Source organism: Acinetobacter ihumii, from assembly GCF_900625095.1.
Taxonomy (GTDB): Bacteria; Pseudomonadota; Gammaproteobacteria; order Pseudomonadales; family Moraxellaceae; genus Acinetobacter; species Acinetobacter ihumii.
Genome location: NZ_LR130760.1, coordinates 681073 through 699222, shown reverse-complemented (window position 1 = coordinate 699222; position 18150 = coordinate 681073). Strand labels below are relative to the sequence as shown.

The window sequence follows — 18150 nt, the reverse complement described above, 5'->3', positions numbered from 1 at the left end:
TCAAGAATGTTCAGATTTTACTTTTGCCACCTCAAGTGCAGATTTCAGTACTTTAAAAACATCTGGATTCATACATTGTGCGACATTAAATCTTAAATATTGGCTAAACTTTTCTGATTGGCTAAATGAATTTCCTAATGCAAGTATCATTTGATGTTCAGCGCAGTAAGCTGCCATTTTCTTCACATCGATATCTTTTGGCAATTCACACCATATAAATATACCTGCTTTCGGCACAATCCACGGCTTAATACCCATAGATTCAAGCTTTTGAATGGTATATCGAGTGGCCTCAGACAATCGTAATCTGAGTTGTTCCATATGTTTACGATACCCCCCATCAGTCAAAGCCTTGTATAAAATCTGGGCAGAAAAATTGCTATGGCTAAAACTGGTTGAAATTTTTAGATCAATTAAACGGTCAATCCATTCACTTTTTGTCACAATATAACCACAACGCACCGAAGCAGAAAGGGTTTTGGAAAAGCTACCAATATATATACTGTTTTGAAGATTATCCAAAGCACTTAACCTTGGAGAAGGCGTGCTTTCAAAGTCTGCAAAAATATCATCTTCCACCACAATCATTTGGGACTGTTCAATCAAACTAAGCAGTTGATGAGCAACAGCATGTGATACCGTTGCCCCTGTAGGGTTATGAATGCCCGAATTAGTAATGTAAAGTCTGGGTTGAAACTCATGAATAGCGTGTTTAAATGCCTGTATATCAGGGCCGTAAGCTGTAAACGGAATTCCCACTGCCTTGACTTGATGTACTTTTAGTAAAGCCTGAAAATTGAAATAACAAGGATCATCGACTAAAACAACATCATCAGGTTTTAATAAAAAACGACAAATGAGATCAAGTGCATATGATCCTGAATCGGTTAATAACACCTGTTCAGCATTAACTTCTATACCTCTTGTATATAATCGGCGTGCCAGCAGTTCACGTAAATTTAATAAACCTAATGGAGAGGAATAGTTCATTAGTTCAAAAGTTGCAATTTTGGATGCGTCACGAATTGCTTTGCGTAAACTTTCATGTGGCATCCATTCATCTGGTAACCAGCCGCAACCCGGTTTGATTAAGTTCGGTGCAGCCTCAAGAAGTTGTCTGGAAATATGTAAGGGATCAAGCTCTTTATCTCGGTTGCTATTAACATGAGACAACATAAGCGGTTCAAGCGGTGTACTAACAAAAAAACCAGAACCCACACGTGATTCAATAATTCCCATGGATGCCATTCTTTCGTAAGCTTCAACTACAGTTGATATCGAAAAATTCAATTCTTTTGCCAATGCTCTGACTGAACTCAGACGCATGCCGGGTTGTAAATGACGACTTCTGATTTGACCATTTATATGTGAGATAACACGTTCGATTTTGGTCATATGCATGAATCAACCTGTACTGTACTTTTAAATGTACCAATACAGTTATTTAAAATTGTATTGGATTGTGTGTGGTTCATAACATAGCATGCCTTTATAAAAACAATAAGTCATATCAGGATAAAAGAAATGAATTCACAGGTTTTAGCGTGGCTCTATGGTTTTATGGGAGTATTGATATTTTCAGGGTCTTTACCTGCTACACGCATTGTCGTCATGGATTTAAATCCATGGCTGGTCACTGGACTTCGGGCTACGATTGCGGCTGTTATTGCGCTACTATTGCTAAAATATTTCAAGGTCAAACGACCGAGCAGACAAGATCAATATTCACTCATTTATGTGGCAATCGGTGTGGTGATCGGATTTCCACTTTTTACTGCATTGGCTTTGCAATATGTTCATGCTGCTTACTCAATTGTGTTTGTGGGTTTATTGCCTTTAAGTACCGCCGTATTTGCTGTTTTACGCGGTGGTGAGCGACCAAGAATGATGTTTTGGTTATTTGCACTTACTGGCAGTGCATTAGTCGTACTATATATCGGCTTGGAAGCCACGCCAGATGCTGCAAATCTCTGGGGAACTTTATATATGCTTGCAGCGATTATTGTCTGTGGTCTGGGGTATGCAGAAGGCGCGAAACTTTCTAGGAAATTAGGCGGCTGGCAGGTGATATGCTGGGCCTTAGTAATTTCATTGCCCGCGATGCTGCTTTTAACGTACATAAGTTATGCCAAGCAGGACAATATTGAGCTGTCTATTTCAGGCTTCTTTGCGCTAATGTATGTTTCGCTATTTAGTATGTTAATTGGTTTTTTCTTCTGGTATCAAGGCTTAGCGCAGGGTGGAATCGCCACAGTTGGACAATTACAATTATTACAACCTTTGATGGGGTTGGGACTAGCGGCTGTGCTTCTACACGAACCCATTACTTCACTCATGTTAGTCGTTACAATAGGTATTATTTTTTGCGTCGCTTGTGCAAAGCGCTTTGCATAAAAACCAGAAAGCAGCCTATAGACAATTTGCAGGTTTAGGAATTCCCGCTAAACGACTTAAATGACGAGCCACTAAACCTGTATTAAATCTTTGCTGGAGCAGGGCATTGTCAATGTCGGAACTGACTGTTTTCATTAAAAATTTAATGAGAGGGCGTGTGGCTGGGGAATGCCCAAATTGTTGATAGAACTGACGTACAGCAGCCAAGATTTCATAGTGCCATGCGCTCAGTTCTAAATCCAGAGACTGAGCCAACTGCTGAGCCACTTGTTCATTCCAGATTGAATAATCCACCAAATGACCATCTTGATCGAGTTCTAACTGCATAAAATAGCCTAAGCAATATTAAAAATTTAAATTATTTAAGAGAAATACAACGCTCAAATTGCAAAATTAAATCTGCAAATTGTGCGTAGTTTAAAGTTTTCATTTGAGAAGTTAAATCTGGATTGAGCAACACGTGTTCAAAATCTATGCAATATGCAGAAGCAAATACTGCTAAATCCGCAGCAGTCAAAACCGCCAAAGATTCTCCTAAAAATACGACATGGTCCTGTCGGGTATAAATTTGCTTAAGTTTATTTAAAACATGTAGGGTGGCAGCAGATGATGACTGAACCAGATACAAGGTCTCTTTCATTTTCAGTTTATCCTTACCAATACAATACATGATTAAAAGATTGAATAAACTCGGCATCAAATTGAATAAATTCAATCTCTTGATTTGAATCACGAACAAAAGCATGATCCTGAAATCTGGATTCAACCAGAATTGGGGTTAAATCATAAAATTCAAAACTGTCTAACATATTAGAAGCTGGCTTGAAAGCTTGTTTCAGTCCATCAAATAGGACGTCTGAATTTAACAAACTTAAGGCAGCATCTTGTAATAGCACCTTAATTTGAGTGCCAAAAGTTGCAAGTACCATCGTTGCGGAAAGGCTTTCATTCACCTGCAAACTACTTAAATTGGACTGGGTTAAAATGACGAGTACAGTTTTCACACAATTTACCTTTTAAAAGCAACACGCTGTCTTTTCAAAACATGTTTAGAATTGAATAACACGTGCTGAAGACTGTAATGCATCTGCTAGATGTCCCAGACCCACTAACTCAAAACCTTGGGCAAGATTGGATTTGGAAAGTTGATGCCGTTTGGCATTTTCATCGTCGCTTATGCCACGATTAAGTGCAGCACTGACACAAACAGGCAACGGAATTCCAAGCTTTTGCCATTCTTGAGTCAAAAGTCGTTGGTCATCGGGAAACCACTGCAAATCATTTGCAACATTGACCGCGTCTTGGTAAAAGAAAATATGAAACACTTCGCTTTTTTTAAGAAGTGCCTGCGCAACCCCCAACGCATGCCATGCATGAACAGATGTAGGAGCAGAGGTAATTAACAGCAATGTGCTCATTGAAATTTCACTATGGTGATGAGTCCAGTTAAAACGAGTCATTACACATCGTAATAAGTAGGTAAGTATACAATGATTTTGGTGACAGGTGGTTTAGGCTTTATTGGTTCACATATTGCTTTGAGTCTAATGGCGCAAGGTCAGGAAGTTATTCTGGTCGATAATTTGGCGAATGCAACCTTACAGACTTTAGAGCGGCTTGAATTTATATCCGGTATGTATGTTCCATTTGTAAAAGTGGACGTGCGTAATACGCCAGCCTTAAATAAAGTTTTTGAGCAATATTCAATAGACGCAGTTATTCATACTGCGGGCTTTAAATCAATTGAAGAATCCAGACTGAAACCTCTTGAATATTATAATGATAACGTAAGCTGTGTTATGAGCTTACTGCGTTCAATGCAACGTACTGGGGTTCGTACACTGGTTCATTTGTCCAGCATCGCTGTATATGGCAAAAGTGGAGATGCTTTTATAGAAGAAGAAACTTTCAATTTTGCTTATGACAATCCTTATATCAAATCACAGCAAATGGTTGAGGAAATTATTCGTGATACAGCAAAAACTGATAACGAATGGAAAGTCGCCATTTTGCGACTGTCTAATGTCGTCGGTGCTTTTGAACATGGTGTGCTGGGTGAAAATATTGTTCAATTGCCAAAAAATATTGTGCCTTTAGCCTTACAAGTTGCAGCGATGCAACGTGACTCACTTGAGCTACAAAAAAATTCAGAGACTGACGATCAGACCGCTGAACGTAGTTTTATTCATGTTTTAGATGTATGTGAAGCTATATTTGCAAGTTTGTATTGGCTCAATACGCAGCAGCATTGCTGTGAAAGTTTTAATATTGCTAACAATGAGCTGACTTCAATCCAGCAGTTAATCAACATTATCAGTGGGCAGACCCAAGCCGTGATTGAAACCCATGATGCTCTTTATACGCATACTGAATTAGCAAAAATAGGTGGTGATATTTCTAAAGCTGAACAACAATTAAACTGGAAACCAAAGCGTAGGCTTGAAAAAATGATTGAAGATCAATGGCGCTATTATCAAAATACCTTAAAAGGACAATAAGAAAATGATTCTTATTTACAAAAATAGATGGGTTGATTAGTATCATGCCACTAGCCAAGCAACTTGATTGCTCCAGCCCGTATTGTCTTAAATTATGAAATAGAGGTTCTTATGCAAACTCGAATTGAACATGACACCATGGGTGAAGTTGAAGTCCCAAACGATGCACTTTGGGGTGCCCAGACGCAACGCAGTTTGCAAAACTTTAAGATTGGTCAGGAACGTTTACCACGTGCAATGATTCGTGCCATGGGTTTAGTAAAAAAAGCTGCTGCAATCACCAATGCTGAGTTAGGGCAGCTTCCGCAAGAGTTAAGTCAATATATTGTCGGTGCTGCTGAAGAAGTCATTGCAGGACAATGGGATGCTCAATTTCCGTTGGTGGTTTGGCAAACTGGTTCTGGTACGCAAAGTAATATGAACTGTAACGAAGTCATCGCCAATATTGCTAACCAAAAGCTAGGCAATGCACTTGGCTCACAGTCTCCTGTACATCCAAACGATCATGTCAATCGTGCACAATCGACTAATGATTCTTTTCCAACTGCAATTCATGTGGCTGCATCTATACAAATCAATGAATTACTTATTCCTGCGGTAAAAAGTTTAAGAGAAACACTCCAACAGAAATCTGATGAATTTGCCGATATTGTTAAAATTGGTCGAACCCATTTACAGGATGCAACGCCTTTAACTTTAGGACAGGAGTTTAGTGGCTATGTTTCCCAGCTAGATCATGGTTTAAAACGTCTACAACAAGCACTTGAAGGTTTGTACGAGTTACCATTGGGCGGTACAGCAGTAGGCACAGGTTTAAACGCACACCCAGATTATGCGGTTCAAGCTGCACAACAATTGGCAAGTTTGACAGGCTTGCCATTTGTTACTGCACCAAATAAGTTTGAAGCATTGGCTGGTCGTGATGCTGCGGTCTTTGCTTCTGGCGCACTTAAAACGCTAGCCGCAAGCCTCAATAAAATTGCCAATGATATTCGTTGGTTAGCCAGTGGACCACGATGTGGTTTTGGTGAAATCCGAATTCCTGAAAATGAGCCAGGCTCAAGTATTATGCCGGGTAAAGTCAATCCAACACAAAGCGAAGCCATGACGATGGTGGTGGCGCAGGTGCTAGGGAATGATACGACCATTAATGTTGCAGGTGCATCAGGTAACTTTGAACTGAATGTATTTATGCCAGTCATTGCATTTAATTTATTACAATCAATTCAACTCTTGGGTGATGCATGTAATAGCTTTAATGAGCACTGTGCTGTCGGCATCGAACCCAACAAAGAGAAAATTGATTATTTCTTGCATAACTCACTCATGTTAGTTACGGCCTTAAATCCTGTTATTGGCTATGAAAACTCGGCCAAAGTCGCCAAAACAGCATATAAGGAAAATAAAACCTTGAAACAGGTAGCGGTAGAACTGGGCTTAGTGACAGCGGAACAGTTTGATGAAGTGGTGAAACCAGAAAAAATGGTTCATCCTAACGCGAAATAAGTTGAAATAAACACATCAGCAGTTTGTATCTGGTCTGGATGTGCGTACAATATATGCCTCTTGATACTCACTGCTGATGATATTTACTATGCTTGATGTTTATTTAACAGATGTTCAAAAACATATTCAATTTAATGATTATCCAAGCGAACAACCTGTTAAATTCCTCATAAATCTAAAAAAAATTTTTCCGAGTACTGCTGAATTATTACTTCCTGTTTTACCTGAAGATAATGATTTAGAAAATGTGACTTGGGAATCAACTTCTTCAGATTTTGAAACCTTTAAAAAGTTGCTGGAAGCATGGGGTATCATTGAATTACGTTTAAACGCGATCACTGCATTTAAAGATAAAGAGTTTGCCAATCAATTGGTTAAAAAAGCGCAAATTAAGCGTAAACAAGTTTCTGCTAAACAGCATCAACTTTCTTTGGTAGATCTGGATTATATTTTTATTCACGAAGTACATAGCTTACTTGATGCAGAACTGATTGAAATTGGTGAAAGTTTTTATTTACCTACTTTGCGTCAGTTGTGGAAGAATGAAGTTTCTGAACAGGTTCTATTGAGTAAATTTTAATTATTATTAAAAAATCAAAGTATTATTGTATTTTTTCTAAAGAAATTATACCAACAGCTGGCATAAATAATGCTATAAAGAAAATGAAACTTGGTTTTCATTTTCTTTAAAATTCTGTTGCGTATCATCAGGAAAAAATACAATGTCTAATACCGTTCTTTCACTTTTACAAAATCGTCGCACTATTTATGCCATTGGCAAAAATATCCCTCAAACACCTGAGCAACTGACTGACTTAATTCAGGAAGCAATTCGTCAAAGTCCATCCTCTTTTAATTCTCAGTCTTCACGTGCTGTTATTTTATTCAATAATGAACACGAAAAATTTTGGAACTTTGTTAAAGAAAAATTACGTGAATATGCAACTGATGATGCAGCTGCTGCTAAAACCAGTGCAAAAATGGACAGTTTTGCTGCGGGTGTCGGTACGGTTTTATTTTTTGAAGATCAGGATGTCATTAAAGGTCTACAAGAGCAGTTTGCACTTTATGCTGATAATTTCCCTGTCTGGGCCGAACATTCTACTGCAATGGCACAACTTGCAGTTTGGACAGCTCTAGCCGCAGAAAATGTGGGTGCATCGTTACAGCATTACAATCCGATTGTAGATGATAAGGTACATGCAGAATGGGAAGTTCCAACAAGCTGGAAGCTTCGTGCTCAATTGGTGTTTGGCTCAATTGAAGCACCAGCAGGTGAAAAATCATATATTGATGACGCAACACGTTTTAAAGTATTCAAATAAATCTGTAGCTGTTAAACAAATAAACAAAACCGAATTTAGCTCATGTCTAAATTCGGTTTTTTATTTCTATTGGGTTTAATCTGCCGTTGGTTGACATTGACTGAGCATATCTAGCTCTGGATTGATGACGCTACTTTGAATATCTAAAAGTGAGAGTAACGTCGGAAATAAGTTGTCCTGACTTAGTGCCTGATTTTGTTTAGATTTTAAACATTCAAACTCTGCACTGTGTTTCGCTTTCCATTCATTTGAAAACCACATCAACATTGGAATATGTGTTTGCTGAGAAGGGGCCAGTGCATAGACTGTTCCATGTAAATAGATGCCATTTTCACCTGTCGATTCACCGTGATCGGACAAATACCAAAGTGCAGACTGATAGCGTTGATGACGATCGATGGTTTGGATGATTTTACTTAATATATGATCCGTATAAACAATGGTATTGTCATAGCTGTTTATCAGTTGCTGACGATCACAGGTTTGAATGGCACTGGTTTTACAGCTTGGTTGAAATGGTGAATATGCTGCTGTTGTCCGATTATAATAAGCTGGACCATGACTGCCTCGCTGATGTAGAACTACAAGCTGCGGCGTTTTATCCTGATGCGGAATGCTGGCTAAATAACGTTGCAGACTAATCAATAGCACATCATCCAGACAAAAGCCGTCATTTTGGCAATATTGTTTTTTTAACTTTTTACTAATTTTAATGTTATTGACTCGATCACAAGCACCTTTACAGCCAGAATCATTGTCAATCCAAGTCACTTTATAACCCGCACGTTGCGCAATATCGAGTAAACCTTCACGATGTGCTGCCAGATTTTCGTCATATTGTTGACGTGGCATACCTGAAAACATACAGGGAACTGAAACAGCGGTTGCTGTACCACAAGACGTCACCTGATTAAAATTGACCAGATTTTCAATTTGACTCAGTTCTGGATTGGTATTACGCGCATAGCCATTTAAAGAAAAACTTTCAGCACGTGCAGCTTCACCGACGACTAAAACCACCATTTTCGGCTGAGCTGTTTCTGCTGTGCCTGTAACTTTAGCATCTTGACCGTAATGAATCAGTGGCTCATTTCTTTTATGCAAATGATGGAAATATTTATAAGTCGAACTCAGGACATTGTCTGGAGCAATCAACTGGCGAACATCTTTGTGTTGACGGAACAAATTGGTAAAGTTTAAATAATTGGTCAAAATTAAAACGAGTAAAACTGCAATAGAGAGCCCAATCTGTATCAGCTTTTTAAGAATATTTTGACTAAAAGCTGGATATTCCAAAGGAATAAAGCAGATCACTAAAATTGGTAAGACCACCATGCACAGACACCATATCAAAAAGGGCAGTGTCAAAAGTTGTCTCGTTTCTGAGACATCAGTTTGCATGATGTTCTGAATTTGATCAGGGGAGATGTATGCACCGAGGGTATTAGTAAAATACGCTGCTATTCCACCCAATAACAGCAAAATAATTGCAATGGGTTTGGCTGTCCATTTCCAGCAAAATAATTGCAAATAAATATTGTAATAAGCCGTTAATGCGATCGCGACAATCACAATCCAAATTGCAGCAAACCAGCCGTGAAAACCAGATAATTGCTGTACATGTTGATAAAAACAAAAATTAAGAGCCAGTGCTAACCATGTTGCAATGATTAAATTAAAACAGCTCAAAGAGATTTTGGGGAGGGCTGCCTTAATTTGAGAAAATAAACGCAACATAAATGAGCACCGAAAGAGAATCTCGCAATTTAAGGATTACAACTTAATTTTTTCTTAACTGAATATAATTTGAATGTAGCGCAATCGTCTACATTTTAAGTTTGCGACCTCCATTGGCAATATTTTTTAAAGCCCTAAGGAGGTCAAAATAGCCTAAGCAAATAAAGAAATAATTTCTTTTTTTAAAAATTGATACCTTAAATTATCACTTAATTCTTTAGACCAAAACATACCAATTTCAATAGAAGGAATATCAAAAGGAAGTTCATGCACATATAAATGATCTTGATAAAATAAATGCTCAAGCACCGCTTTAGGCAAAGTTAACATGGCTTCAGCATTTTGTTCCAAAATTTGTAACGCTGTTGAATAATGTTGGCATCTTAAAAAAATATGTCTTGAAATATCGTCTTTATTCAAATAGATATCTTCAAGTAAAACTCCGGTACGACGCGATGAAACTCCAATATGTGGAGCTGCCTGATACGCCTGTTTGCTCATGCTGCTTTGCTGAGTACATACGACATAATGATCTTGAACCAATGCGCTAAAACCAATTTTATCCCCTAAGTTTTTTTCCAGATCAATCACAAAATCAAGCTGTTGTGTTGCCAGATCATTCTGAATCGTTTTTCGATCCAGCTTAATGCTATTAAACTGAATATGTGGGTCAATCTTTTGAAAGTGGTGGATGAGTCGAGGAAAAATAAGTGGCTCAATTTCATCATGAATTGCAACCCTTAAAGTTTTAATTAGGCTTGGGTCAAAATTTTGTTTTTGTTGATTAATACTCTGAATTGAAAGTAATGCAGTTTTAATGATTGGGTAAATCTGCTCTGCAAAAGGAGTCGGTTGCATTTTATTGCCGTAACGGACAAATACCTCATCATCCAGTTGTGATCTAAGTCGTTGTAAAGCATGGCTTGCTGCCGATTGACTAATCGAAAGGGTCGATGCTGCATGTGAAATACTTTTTTGTTCAAAAATTGCAACAAAGAGTGGATATAAATTGATATCAATGCGATGAAATAGAGCTAAATCTAAATAAGGATGTGTAGTGTCATTATTATGAATATAATTCATAGTTACATATTGAATAAAATCATTTCATGCATAATAGATTTAAGCGTATCTTGATGTAAAGCAAAATGACAAATGAATGAAAGGAAATGGCATGTTTAATTTATCTGAACGCGCACAGGATTTTATTTCAAGAACCAAAGCCTTTATCGAAAATGAAATAGAGCCAGTCGAAGCTGAATTTTGGCATGAAGTGCATCAACTTAATCCAGATGGTAATTGGAAAAATTGGGCGTGGCCAGCGCAACTTGAGCTTTTAAAAGATAAAGCGAAACAAGCAGGACTATGGAATATGTTCCTGCCAGATGCTGAGCTTGGGGCGGGTTTATCTGTTCAGGAATATGCTCACATCGCCGAACTTTCTGGTCGTAGTTTAATTGCACCCACTGTATTTAATTGCAATGCGCCAGACAGTGGAAATATGGAAGTATTGTGGCGTTATGGTTCTGAGCAACAAAAACAGCAATGGTTAATGCCTTTGCTCGCAGGAAAAATCCGTTCAGTATTTTGTATGACTGAACCTGCCGTTGCTTCAAGTGATGCGACCAATATGCAAGCAACTGCGGTGGTTGAAGGGAATGAAATTGTCCTGAATGGACGTAAATGGTGGTCTTCTGGTTTAGGTGACCCGAATGCCAAAATCATTATTTTCATGGCACATACTCCAGACGAAAGTAAAGATCGTCATCATCAACACTCCATGGTATTGGTTCCTGTGGAGACCCAAGGTGTGACCATTGAACGTATGTTACCTGTATTTGGAGACTACGATGCACCGCATGGTCATGGTGAAATTAGTTTTGATCATGTGCGTGTACCTGTAGAAAACTTTATTGGCGGTGCTGGACAGGGCTTTGAAATCGCTCAGGGACGTTTAGGGCCAGGACGTATTCATCATTGCATGCGTTGTATTGGTGCGGCTGAAAAATCACTTGAATTGATGATTGATCGGGGTATGTCACGCAAAGCTTTTGGCAAAGAATTGTTAAAGCTGGGCGGTAATCTGGAACGTGTTGCAGAAGCCCGTGTCGCAATAGATCAGGCAAGATTATTAACATTGTATGCTGCATATAAAATGGACACTTTGAGCAATATGGCCGCGTTAACAGAAATTTCAGCGATTAAAGTGGTCGCGCCAAGTGTACTGGAAAAAGTCGTTGATATGGCAATGCAACTTCACGGCGGTGCTGGGGTATCTAGGGATACACCACTGACAGGCTTTTTTGCTCAGGCGCGTAGTTTACGCTTGGCGGATGGTCCAGATGAAGTTCATAAAGGGATGATTGCCAAACTTGAATTGGCTAAACGCGGCTACAGTAGCAAAAAGAAAGCATAAAACAGACTTAAACCATTGAAGGAAAAAATATGTCCATTATTGATGTCGGCGGTGAAGTCAGAGAGGGTGAGGAGCTCAATATTTTAGCCATTGAGAATTGGTTAAAAGAGCAGGGTGTTGTGTTAGAAGGTATTGTGAAAACTACACAATATACCGGCGGTGCATCGAATTGGACGTATCGTTTACAGTATGACAATGTAGACCTGATTTTACGTCGTCCACCTGCTGGAACCAAAGCCAAATCTGCACATGACATGGCACGTGAATATATGGTTCAAAAAAATCTGGAGCCCTATTATCCCGTTGTTCCTGAAATGGTTGCCTTGTGTCAGGATGAATCTGTTATTGGCTGTGATTTCTACGTGATGAAACGTATTGAAGGGATTATTCCACGTGCCAAACTACCACCTGAGCTAAACTATAGCGAACAAGATGTACATGCACTGTGTATCAATGTATTGGATAAGTTGATTGAACTGCATCAGGTCCCATATCAGGACACACCGCTTGCTAGTATTGGTAAAGGGGAAGGCTATTGTCGTCGACAGGTTGAGGGTTGGGATCAACGTTATGAAAAAGCGAAGACCATTAATGTCCCTTCATTTAAATATGTCCGTCAATGGTTGCTGAATAACATTCCCCAAGACTCAACCACTTGTATCATTCACAATGACTGGCGTTTTGATAATGTGATTTTAAATCCTGAACATCCTACTGAAGTGATTGGTGTGTTGGATTGGGAAATGGCAACATTGGGTGATCCACTCATGGATTTGGGAAGTGCGTTGGCCTATTGGGTAGAAGATACAGATAATATGATTTTTAAATCTACCCGTCGTCAACCTACCAACCTAAAGGGCATGTTTACCCGTCAACAAGTCGTAAATTACTATTTAGATAAAACGGGTTTAAGCACTCAAAACTGGACATTTTATGAAGTGTTTGGTGTATTCCGTTTGGCTGTCATTGCTCAACAGATTTATTATCGTTATTTCCACAAACAGACTCGAAATCCAGCCTTTAAAGATTTCTGGATCGTCATTCATGCCTTACATGTTCGTGCATTAAAATTAATCGGACAGCAGAAATTACAAGATTCAGATGTAGCACAAAAGTATCTGGCAAAAGTTCAGGGGTTATTGAAAAAATGACAACCATTTACTTAGTCCGTCATGGTCAGGCGTCTTTTGGCACAAGTAATTATGACGAACTTTCTGCACATGGTGAAACTCAAGCGACAGTATTAGGTCAGTACTTTAAAACAATTTTAAAAGAGCAGCCTTATGTCGTGGCAGGCACCATGCAACGACATTTACAAACGGCCGAAGGTGCACTCAAAGCGTGTTTTCCTGAAACCACTATTCATCGCAACCCTGCATGGAATGAATTTAATCATCAGCAAGTTTTTGCACAGTATGAACCGCGTTTTAAACAACCTGAATTGCTTAAAGCCGACGTTGCAAAAGAGGAAAATCCACGAGCTTATTTAGCCAAAATTTTTGCAGGTGCGGTTCAACGGTGGACAGACGGCGAATATCATCATGAGTATGATGAGTCTTGGCCTCATTTTAAACATCGTGTAGAAACGGCGTTACAAAGCTTATGTGATGAACTTGCACAAAGTAAACCGCGCTATGCGGTGGTTTTTACTTCTGGTGGTGTGATTTCTGTGGCAGCAGGCAAGATATTGCAACTTGATGCTGCTCATACTTTTGCATTGAATTGGGCCATTGCCAATACCAGTTTAACCACCTTAAGACTGGTCGGAAATGAACCGCAGTTATTGAGTTTAAATGAACATCATTTTATCAAAGCAGTTAACCCTGATTTGTTAACTTGGATCTAAAAAAGGATTTGAAAAATGGCGAAAACAATTTTAATTACAGGCGCAAGTTCAGGGTTGGGTGCTGGCATGGCACGTGAATTTGCGAGCAAAGGCTATAACTTGGCCATTTGTGCTCGACGTTTGGAACGTTTAGAAGAGTTAAAAAAACAACTTGAACAGCAATATCAGATCAAAGTTGCAGTAAAAACACTTGATGTGACTGATTATGATCAAGTTTTTGAAGTGTTTAAAGCATTTAAACAAGAGTTGGGGCAAATTGATCGCATTATTGTTAATGCGGGTGTGGGCGATGGCCGTCGCATTGGTAAAGGTAATTTTGCAATTAATAAAGCTACAGCAGAAACCAACTTTATTTCGGCTTTAGCCCAATGTGAAGCTGCGGTGGAAATTTTTCGCGAACAAAACTCAGGTCACTTGGTGGTTATTTCGTCCATGAGTGCGATGCGTGGGCTACCCAAGCATTTGTCGACCTATGCCGCCAGTAAAGCGGCAGTTGCTCATCTAGCAGAAGGAATTCGTGCTGAATTGATAAATACCCCCATTAAAGTATCCACGATTTTCCCAGGTTACATCCGAACTGAACTCAACGAAGGTGCAAAACATTTACCTTTTGAAGTCGATGAAAAAACGGGTTCACGATTATTGGTGAAAGCCATTGAAAAACAACCTGTAAAAGCGTATGTCCCACAGTGGCCTTGGCTACCAATGGGCTTGGCAATGAAGGTTTTGCCTTTACGTTTGGTCAATAAGTTAGGCTAGCCGCAAATTTTATGCTCAATCGTCTGGAAAAAACCGTGTACAGACGATTGATCATTGATCCGCTATTATTTAAATAATTTTCGATATTGAATAAAGCCTGATTGCTCTGCTACACGATCATACAGCAGTCTTGCCTGATGATTATTTTCCTGAGTCAGCCAATACACTCGTGAACAATCATTCTGTTCAACTTGGGCATAGACTGCTTCAATTAATTTTCGTCCTAAACCTGTGCCACGCTGTGCTGGATCAACATACAAATCTTGTAAATAACAATAATTGCCTACAGTCCATGTGCTACGATGAAAGATATAATGCACGAATGCGACAAGCTCTTTGGCGTCATTTTCGACAACCAGACAAAAGATCGGTTCATTGATATCCTGAAATCGGTCAAATGTGATTTTTGTAGTTTTGTCATCAATGCTGGTTTTATAAAATGTCTGATAGCCTTTCCAAAGTTGAAGCCAGTTTTCAAAATCATCTGGTGTAATCGGACGTATATTCATATTGCTCTCAAATAAATTTTTATTGCCACAATTGTTTTAATGAAACTAAATTAAAATAACAAAGTAGCTATATAAAACCAAGTATTTTAGTCGAATATTCTAAAAACAAAACACATATAATGAGTTTTAATTTATTGATATTTAAATATATTTTTTTCTTAATATTAATAATAATCTTATTTTAAGAAACAGGAAAAATAAAGTTTATATTTTGTATTTTTATTAAACGTATTTGTCGAATAAATAGCGAATTTAAACCAGACAGGATTATACTTGAGTCATAATTTTAACGACATGAGATGAAGAAAATGCTTCTTAAATTTGCAATTCGTTTTATGGGTGTCCTGTTGGCTGTGCTCATTTTATCAGCATTAGCGATTCACTTCTTATTCCCAGCAAAATTCACAGTAGATCTTTGGATTATTATTGTTCCATTAATTCTGGGTATTCCTATTATTACTTCAGTTTTACTTGCTTCAGATGACGAGCTTAGCCCAGAGACTGTTCAGTAAACTCAGAACTTATTTTTTAGTCACCACCTAATTGTTTTCTAAAGCCCATTACATGATGGGCTTTAGTCATTTTATATCGCAATAAATTTTATTCCATTATCGTGTTCTTCTCGCTCATATTAATCTTGTATCGATATTCAGTTGTTGATATTTTGAATAACAGACTTTATCCATATCATCAATTAATTATATAGATCAATAATGAATCATTCTGAAAACCAATGGGATATAGAGTTTCATCCACTTCAACCATTTTTACCAAAAAACGCAAAACTACTCATGTTGGGCAGTTTTCCGCCGCCTAAAAATCGCTGGAAAATGGATTTTTATTATCCAAATTATCAAAACGACATGTGGCGTATTTTAGGACTTATCTTTTTTGATGATCGAAACTATTTTTTAGATATACAACATAAGAATTTCAAAGAACAAATTATTCGTGATTTTCTTCATGAAAAGGGAATTGCAATTTTTGATACGGCAGTTCAAGTGAGACGTTTAAAAGGTAATGCCTCTGACAAATTTCTTGAAATTGTAAAACCTACGAACTTGCAAAATTTATTAGATCAAATTCCTGATTGTCATACAATTATGACCACGGGTGATAAAGCGACCGATACGCTTATGCTATCTTTTACGGAGAATACGGAAAAGCCTCAAATTGGACAGCCTAGCCAAACGATTTTTTTGGGACGAAAACTTAATTTGTATCGTATGCCATCTTCCTCCAGAGCTTATCCTTTGGCATTGGAGAAGAAATCTGAAAGTTACCGTGTGTTATTTGAAAGCATTGGACTTCATACATCAGTTTAAAAAGGAGCAATCAAAATGATTAAAGATGTACCGAGTCCAATTGATGCAAAATGACCAACTCTATATGTATATGTCCAAACAAGAACATTGCGATGCTTTAACATTGGCAGGATTTAACACGATTAGCCTAGCAATGGAGATAAACGGACTGTGTTTATTCGAATGTCAGATTTAAATTACATTGCAAATTACATCATCCATTCGATCGGTAAATAAGCCACCATTTTCATCATAAACCGTTGAAATTTTGTTGTTCCGGGATCATGATCATAAATCTTGGTTTCACCATTTTCCTTGTGTTCTACCCAAATGATATTGCCTTGCTTATCTAGTTGTAACTCATAAGCAACTTGCGGTAGATATTCATCAAGGACTTGGGTAATTTCATTTTGTAATTGATCTGATTCAACCACCAAACCAACTTCGGTATTTAAATAGGCTGATCTCGGATCAAAATTAAACGAACCTATAAAAACTTTACCATCAATATCGAAGAACTTTGCATGCAAACTTGAACTGCTTTTACCTTTGGCTGGAATCACCCGACCTGTAATTTTTTCATACCAAGTTGGCTTTGTTCTATTTAGCGTGGGTTTAAACTCGTAGAGTTTTACGCCATTTTCCAAAAGTTGTTTACGATATTGGCTATAAAATGCATGAACAATTGCAACATCATTTGCTGCAAAAGAGTTGGTCAGTACGCGTACCTTTACTCCTTGGCGGCATAATTGACTTAAATATTGAGTACCAGATGGTGTTGGAACAAAATAAGCCGAAACTAATTCCAGATGTTGTGTAGGATATCCCATAATGTGAAGCATCTGGTTATAAATCAATTGTTGATCAACAGCCTGATCCAATATTTTATCAGGCGCATCTGCTACAAAATGTGCTTTGGCCCATTGTACCGAGCGAAGCTGCAAAGCTTCATTCAATTCGGCTTGTGCTTCATTAATTTTGTCCTGAGTGATGCGATGGCTGTTATTGTTGCGTTCATAATCTTGTTTAAGTTGCTGTAAGTCCTGCGAGTTACCCCGTCCGATAAGCTCATGCACGGGCACACTCAAGGCATTATTCCAAAACTGATTAAAAACCTGTGTCGCATGTTGCGCTGAGTCCCCATAAAATAAAATATCCAGATCGGTGAATTGAAACTCGTCACTGGCATCAAAATATTCACCGCTAATATTACGACCACCTGTTACTGCAACCATATTGTCAGCAAGGATCAGTTTATTGTGCATACGATGATTAATTTGCTTTAAGCGAAATAAATAATCCAATACTCTAAAATGTCTAAATTGATAGGGATTAAATAATTTTATTTGAAAATTAGGATGTTGCGAAAGGGCACGTAAGGTTGGATCGAGTTTATTACCATTTTGGTCATCAATGATTAAGCGAATTTTTACCCCGCGATCAGCCGCTTTCAATAATTCTTTAAGCATTAACTGACCAACGTAGTCGTTGTTCCAGATATAGTATTGTAGATCAATGCTATGCTGTGCATTTCGAATTAAATGAATACGTGATGCAATACTTACAAAAGCATCATCCAATGGAATGAAAGCAGTCAGTCCTTTTTTTAGATTTTCCTGACTTTGTGGATCATTTAACCAGCTATTATTTGTCAAAATATGATTTCCTTGAGCAGCATAGCCATAATTTGCAATTGTCATCGTCATGATCAAAAATACTGAAATAAGCCATGTTTTTACTTTGGGAAAGTAATCACTTTTTTTATTGATCAGCATTCAACAATTCCTTAAGCATTGTAAAATTGAAAGCAAATTTTTTAGTATCAAGCTGAATTGTATCAATTATCTTTCAAATTC

General features: G+C 38.0%; 20 protein-coding genes. 11 read left to right on the top strand and 9 right to left on the bottom strand.

Annotation, left to right across the window (positions count from 1 at the left end; all coding sequences use genetic code 11):
• Positions 1 to 1395 (bottom strand): aminotransferase-like domain-containing protein, encoded by a 1395-nt coding sequence (locus tag E0D95_RS03240; protein ID WP_130804825.1) that lies wholly within the window; start codon positions 1393 to 1395, stop codon positions 1 to 3.
• A 129-nt stretch (positions 1396 to 1524) separates the two neighbouring features.
• Between E0D95_RS03240 and E0D95_RS03235 the strand changes: the two genes are divergently transcribed.
• Positions 1525 to 2394 (top strand): DMT family transporter, encoded by an 870-nt coding sequence (locus E0D95_RS03235; protein ID WP_130802528.1) that lies wholly within the window; start codon positions 1525 to 1527, stop codon positions 2392 to 2394.
• Between the two features lie 15 nt (positions 2395 to 2409).
• Here E0D95_RS03235 and E0D95_RS03230 read toward each other — a convergent pair whose 3' ends face one another.
• From E0D95_RS03230 to tusD, 4 genes are read right to left on the bottom strand one after another with little or no spacing between them, the layout of a single operon-like run.
• Positions 2410 to 2721, bottom strand: coding sequence for a TusE/DsrC/DsvC family sulfur relay protein (locus tag E0D95_RS03230; RefSeq protein ID WP_130802527.1), 312 nt, complete (start codon positions 2719 to 2721; stop codon positions 2410 to 2412).
• Between the two features lie 31 nt (positions 2722 to 2752).
• Positions 2753 to 3034 carry a hypothetical protein gene (locus tag E0D95_RS03225; protein WP_130802526.1) on the bottom strand — a complete coding sequence of 94 codons (282 nt, stop codon included), beginning with the start codon at positions 3032 to 3034 and terminating at the stop codon, positions 2753 to 2755.
• 13 nt (positions 3035 to 3047) lie between these two features.
• Positions 3048 to 3398, bottom strand: coding sequence for a hypothetical protein (locus E0D95_RS03220; protein WP_130802525.1), 351 nt, complete (start codon positions 3396 to 3398; stop codon positions 3048 to 3050).
• A gap of 45 nt (positions 3399 to 3443) precedes the next feature.
• Entirely contained in the window at positions 3444 to 3812 is a 369-nt protein-coding gene (gene tusD / locus E0D95_RS03215; protein ID WP_130802524.1) for a sulfurtransferase complex subunit TusD, read from the bottom strand.
• A gap of 72 nt (positions 3813 to 3884) precedes the next feature.
• Between tusD and galE the strand changes: the two genes are divergently transcribed.
• From galE to E0D95_RS03195, 4 genes are all read left to right on the top strand, one after another.
• Positions 3885 to 4892: a UDP-glucose 4-epimerase GalE gene (gene galE / locus E0D95_RS03210; RefSeq protein ID WP_130802523.1), complete on the top strand. Its 1008-nt coding sequence runs from the start codon at positions 3885 to 3887 to the stop codon at positions 4890 to 4892.
• A gap of 111 nt (positions 4893 to 5003) precedes the next feature.
• The gene (fumC, locus tag E0D95_RS03205) at positions 5004 to 6398 is read left to right on the top strand and encodes a class II fumarate hydratase (RefSeq protein WP_130802522.1); all 1395 of its coding nucleotides are present in this window, start codon (positions 5004 to 5006) and stop codon (positions 6396 to 6398) included.
• Between the two features lie 88 nt (positions 6399 to 6486).
• Positions 6487 to 6978 (top strand): hypothetical protein, encoded by a 492-nt coding sequence (locus E0D95_RS03200; protein WP_130802521.1) that lies wholly within the window; start codon positions 6487 to 6489, stop codon positions 6976 to 6978.
• Between the two features lie 142 nt (positions 6979 to 7120).
• Positions 7121 to 7723, top strand: coding sequence for a nitroreductase family protein (locus tag E0D95_RS03195; protein ID WP_130802520.1), 603 nt, complete (start codon positions 7121 to 7123; stop codon positions 7721 to 7723).
• A gap of 75 nt (positions 7724 to 7798) precedes the next feature.
• Here E0D95_RS03195 and E0D95_RS03190 read toward each other — a convergent pair whose 3' ends face one another.
• Complete coding sequence (locus E0D95_RS03190; protein ID WP_130802519.1) at positions 7799 to 9460, bottom strand: phosphoethanolamine transferase; 1662 nt, start codon at positions 9458 to 9460, stop codon at positions 7799 to 7801.
• Positions 9461 to 9613: 153 nt separating this feature from the next.
• Complete coding sequence (locus tag E0D95_RS03185; RefSeq protein ID WP_130802518.1) at positions 9614 to 10543, bottom strand: LysR family transcriptional regulator; 930 nt, start codon at positions 10541 to 10543, stop codon at positions 9614 to 9616.
• Positions 10544 to 10634: 91 nt separating this feature from the next.
• Between E0D95_RS03185 and E0D95_RS03180 the strand changes: the two genes are divergently transcribed.
• From E0D95_RS03180 to E0D95_RS03165, 4 genes are read left to right on the top strand one after another with little or no spacing between them, the layout of a single operon-like run.
• A complete protein-coding gene (locus E0D95_RS03180) occupies positions 10635 to 11876 on the top strand; it encodes an acyl-CoA dehydrogenase family protein (protein WP_130802517.1) in 1242 nt (413 codons plus the stop codon).
• 29 nt (positions 11877 to 11905) lie between these two features.
• The gene (locus E0D95_RS03175; protein WP_130802516.1) at positions 11906 to 13027 is read left to right on the top strand and encodes a phosphotransferase family protein; all 1122 of its coding nucleotides are present in this window, start codon (positions 11906 to 11908) and stop codon (positions 13025 to 13027) included.
• Positions 13024 to 13722 (top strand): histidine phosphatase family protein, encoded by a 699-nt coding sequence (locus E0D95_RS03170; RefSeq protein ID WP_130802515.1) that lies wholly within the window; start codon positions 13024 to 13026, stop codon positions 13720 to 13722. Before E0D95_RS03175 ends, E0D95_RS03170 begins: the two co-directional genes overlap by 4 nt.
• A gap of 15 nt (positions 13723 to 13737) precedes the next feature.
• Entirely contained in the window at positions 13738 to 14481 is a 744-nt protein-coding gene (locus E0D95_RS03165; RefSeq protein WP_130802514.1) for an SDR family oxidoreductase, read from the top strand.
• Positions 14482 to 14546: 65 nt separating this feature from the next.
• Here E0D95_RS03165 and E0D95_RS03160 read toward each other — a convergent pair whose 3' ends face one another.
• Positions 14547 to 14990 carry a GNAT family N-acetyltransferase gene (locus tag E0D95_RS03160; protein ID WP_130802513.1) on the bottom strand — a complete coding sequence of 148 codons (444 nt, stop codon included), beginning with the start codon at positions 14988 to 14990 and terminating at the stop codon, positions 14547 to 14549.
• 308 nt (positions 14991 to 15298) lie between these two features.
• Between E0D95_RS03160 and E0D95_RS03155 the strand changes: the two genes are divergently transcribed.
• Positions 15299 to 15502, top strand: coding sequence for a hypothetical protein (locus E0D95_RS03155; protein ID WP_130804824.1), 204 nt, complete (start codon positions 15299 to 15301; stop codon positions 15500 to 15502).
• Between the two features lie 201 nt (positions 15503 to 15703).
• Complete coding sequence (locus E0D95_RS03150) at positions 15704 to 16315, top strand: uracil-DNA glycosylase family protein (RefSeq protein WP_130802512.1); 612 nt, start codon at positions 15704 to 15706, stop codon at positions 16313 to 16315.
• A gap of 188 nt (positions 16316 to 16503) precedes the next feature.
• Here the strand turns inward: E0D95_RS03150 and E0D95_RS03145 are convergent, their stop codons facing one another.
• Positions 16504 to 17994: a phospholipase D family protein gene (locus E0D95_RS03145; RefSeq protein WP_228258824.1), complete on the bottom strand. Its 1491-nt coding sequence runs from the start codon at positions 17992 to 17994 to the stop codon at positions 16504 to 16506.
• Positions 17995 to 18150 lie beyond the last annotated feature (156 nt).

What these genes read in the sequence shown, in the direction of transcription:
- E0D95_RS03240 (WP_130804825.1), bottom strand. Translation starts at nt 1,395, where the DNA reads ATGACCAAAATCGAACGTGTTATCTCACATATAAATGGTCAAATCAGA.
- E0D95_RS03235 (WP_130802528.1), top strand. Translation starts at nt 1,525, where the DNA reads ATGAATTCACAGGTTTTAGCGTGGCTCTATGGTTTTATGGGAGTATTG.
- E0D95_RS03230 (WP_130802527.1), bottom strand. Translation starts at nt 2,721, where the DNA reads ATGCAGTTAGAACTCGATCAAGATGGTCATTTGGTGGATTATTCAATC.
- E0D95_RS03225 (WP_130802526.1), bottom strand. Translation starts at nt 3,034, where the DNA reads ATGAAAGAGACCTTGTATCTGGTTCAGTCATCATCTGCTGCCACCCTA.
- tusD (WP_130802524.1), bottom strand. Translation starts at nt 3,812, where the DNA reads ATGAGCACATTGCTGTTAATTACCTCTGCTCCTACATCTGTTCATGCA.
- galE (WP_130802523.1), top strand. Translation starts at nt 3,885, where the DNA reads ATGATTTTGGTGACAGGTGGTTTAGGCTTTATTGGTTCACATATTGCT.
- fumC (WP_130802522.1), top strand. Translation starts at nt 5,004, where the DNA reads ATGCAAACTCGAATTGAACATGACACCATGGGTGAAGTTGAAGTCCCA.
- E0D95_RS03200 (WP_130802521.1), top strand. Translation starts at nt 6,487, where the DNA reads ATGCTTGATGTTTATTTAACAGATGTTCAAAAACATATTCAATTTAAT.
- E0D95_RS03195 (WP_130802520.1), top strand. Translation starts at nt 7,121, where the DNA reads ATGTCTAATACCGTTCTTTCACTTTTACAAAATCGTCGCACTATTTAT.
- E0D95_RS03190 (WP_130802519.1), bottom strand. Translation starts at nt 9,460, where the DNA reads ATGTTGCGTTTATTTTCTCAAATTAAGGCAGCCCTCCCCAAAATCTCT.
- E0D95_RS03185 (WP_130802518.1), bottom strand. Translation starts at nt 10,543, where the DNA reads ATGAATTATATTCATAATAATGACACTACACATCCTTATTTAGATTTA.
- E0D95_RS03180 (WP_130802517.1), top strand. Translation starts at nt 10,635, where the DNA reads ATGTTTAATTTATCTGAACGCGCACAGGATTTTATTTCAAGAACCAAA.
- E0D95_RS03175 (WP_130802516.1), top strand. Translation starts at nt 11,906, where the DNA reads ATGTCCATTATTGATGTCGGCGGTGAAGTCAGAGAGGGTGAGGAGCTC.
- E0D95_RS03170 (WP_130802515.1), top strand. Translation starts at nt 13,024, where the DNA reads ATGACAACCATTTACTTAGTCCGTCATGGTCAGGCGTCTTTTGGCACA.
- E0D95_RS03165 (WP_130802514.1), top strand. Translation starts at nt 13,738, where the DNA reads ATGGCGAAAACAATTTTAATTACAGGCGCAAGTTCAGGGTTGGGTGCT.
- E0D95_RS03160 (WP_130802513.1), bottom strand. Translation starts at nt 14,990, where the DNA reads ATGAATATACGTCCGATTACACCAGATGATTTTGAAAACTGGCTTCAA.
- E0D95_RS03155 (WP_130804824.1), top strand. Translation starts at nt 15,299, where the DNA reads ATGCTTCTTAAATTTGCAATTCGTTTTATGGGTGTCCTGTTGGCTGTG.
- E0D95_RS03150 (WP_130802512.1), top strand. Translation starts at nt 15,704, where the DNA reads ATGAATCATTCTGAAAACCAATGGGATATAGAGTTTCATCCACTTCAA.
- E0D95_RS03145 (WP_228258824.1), bottom strand. Translation starts at nt 17,994, where the DNA reads ATGACAATTGCAAATTATGGCTATGCTGCTCAAGGAAATCATATTTTG.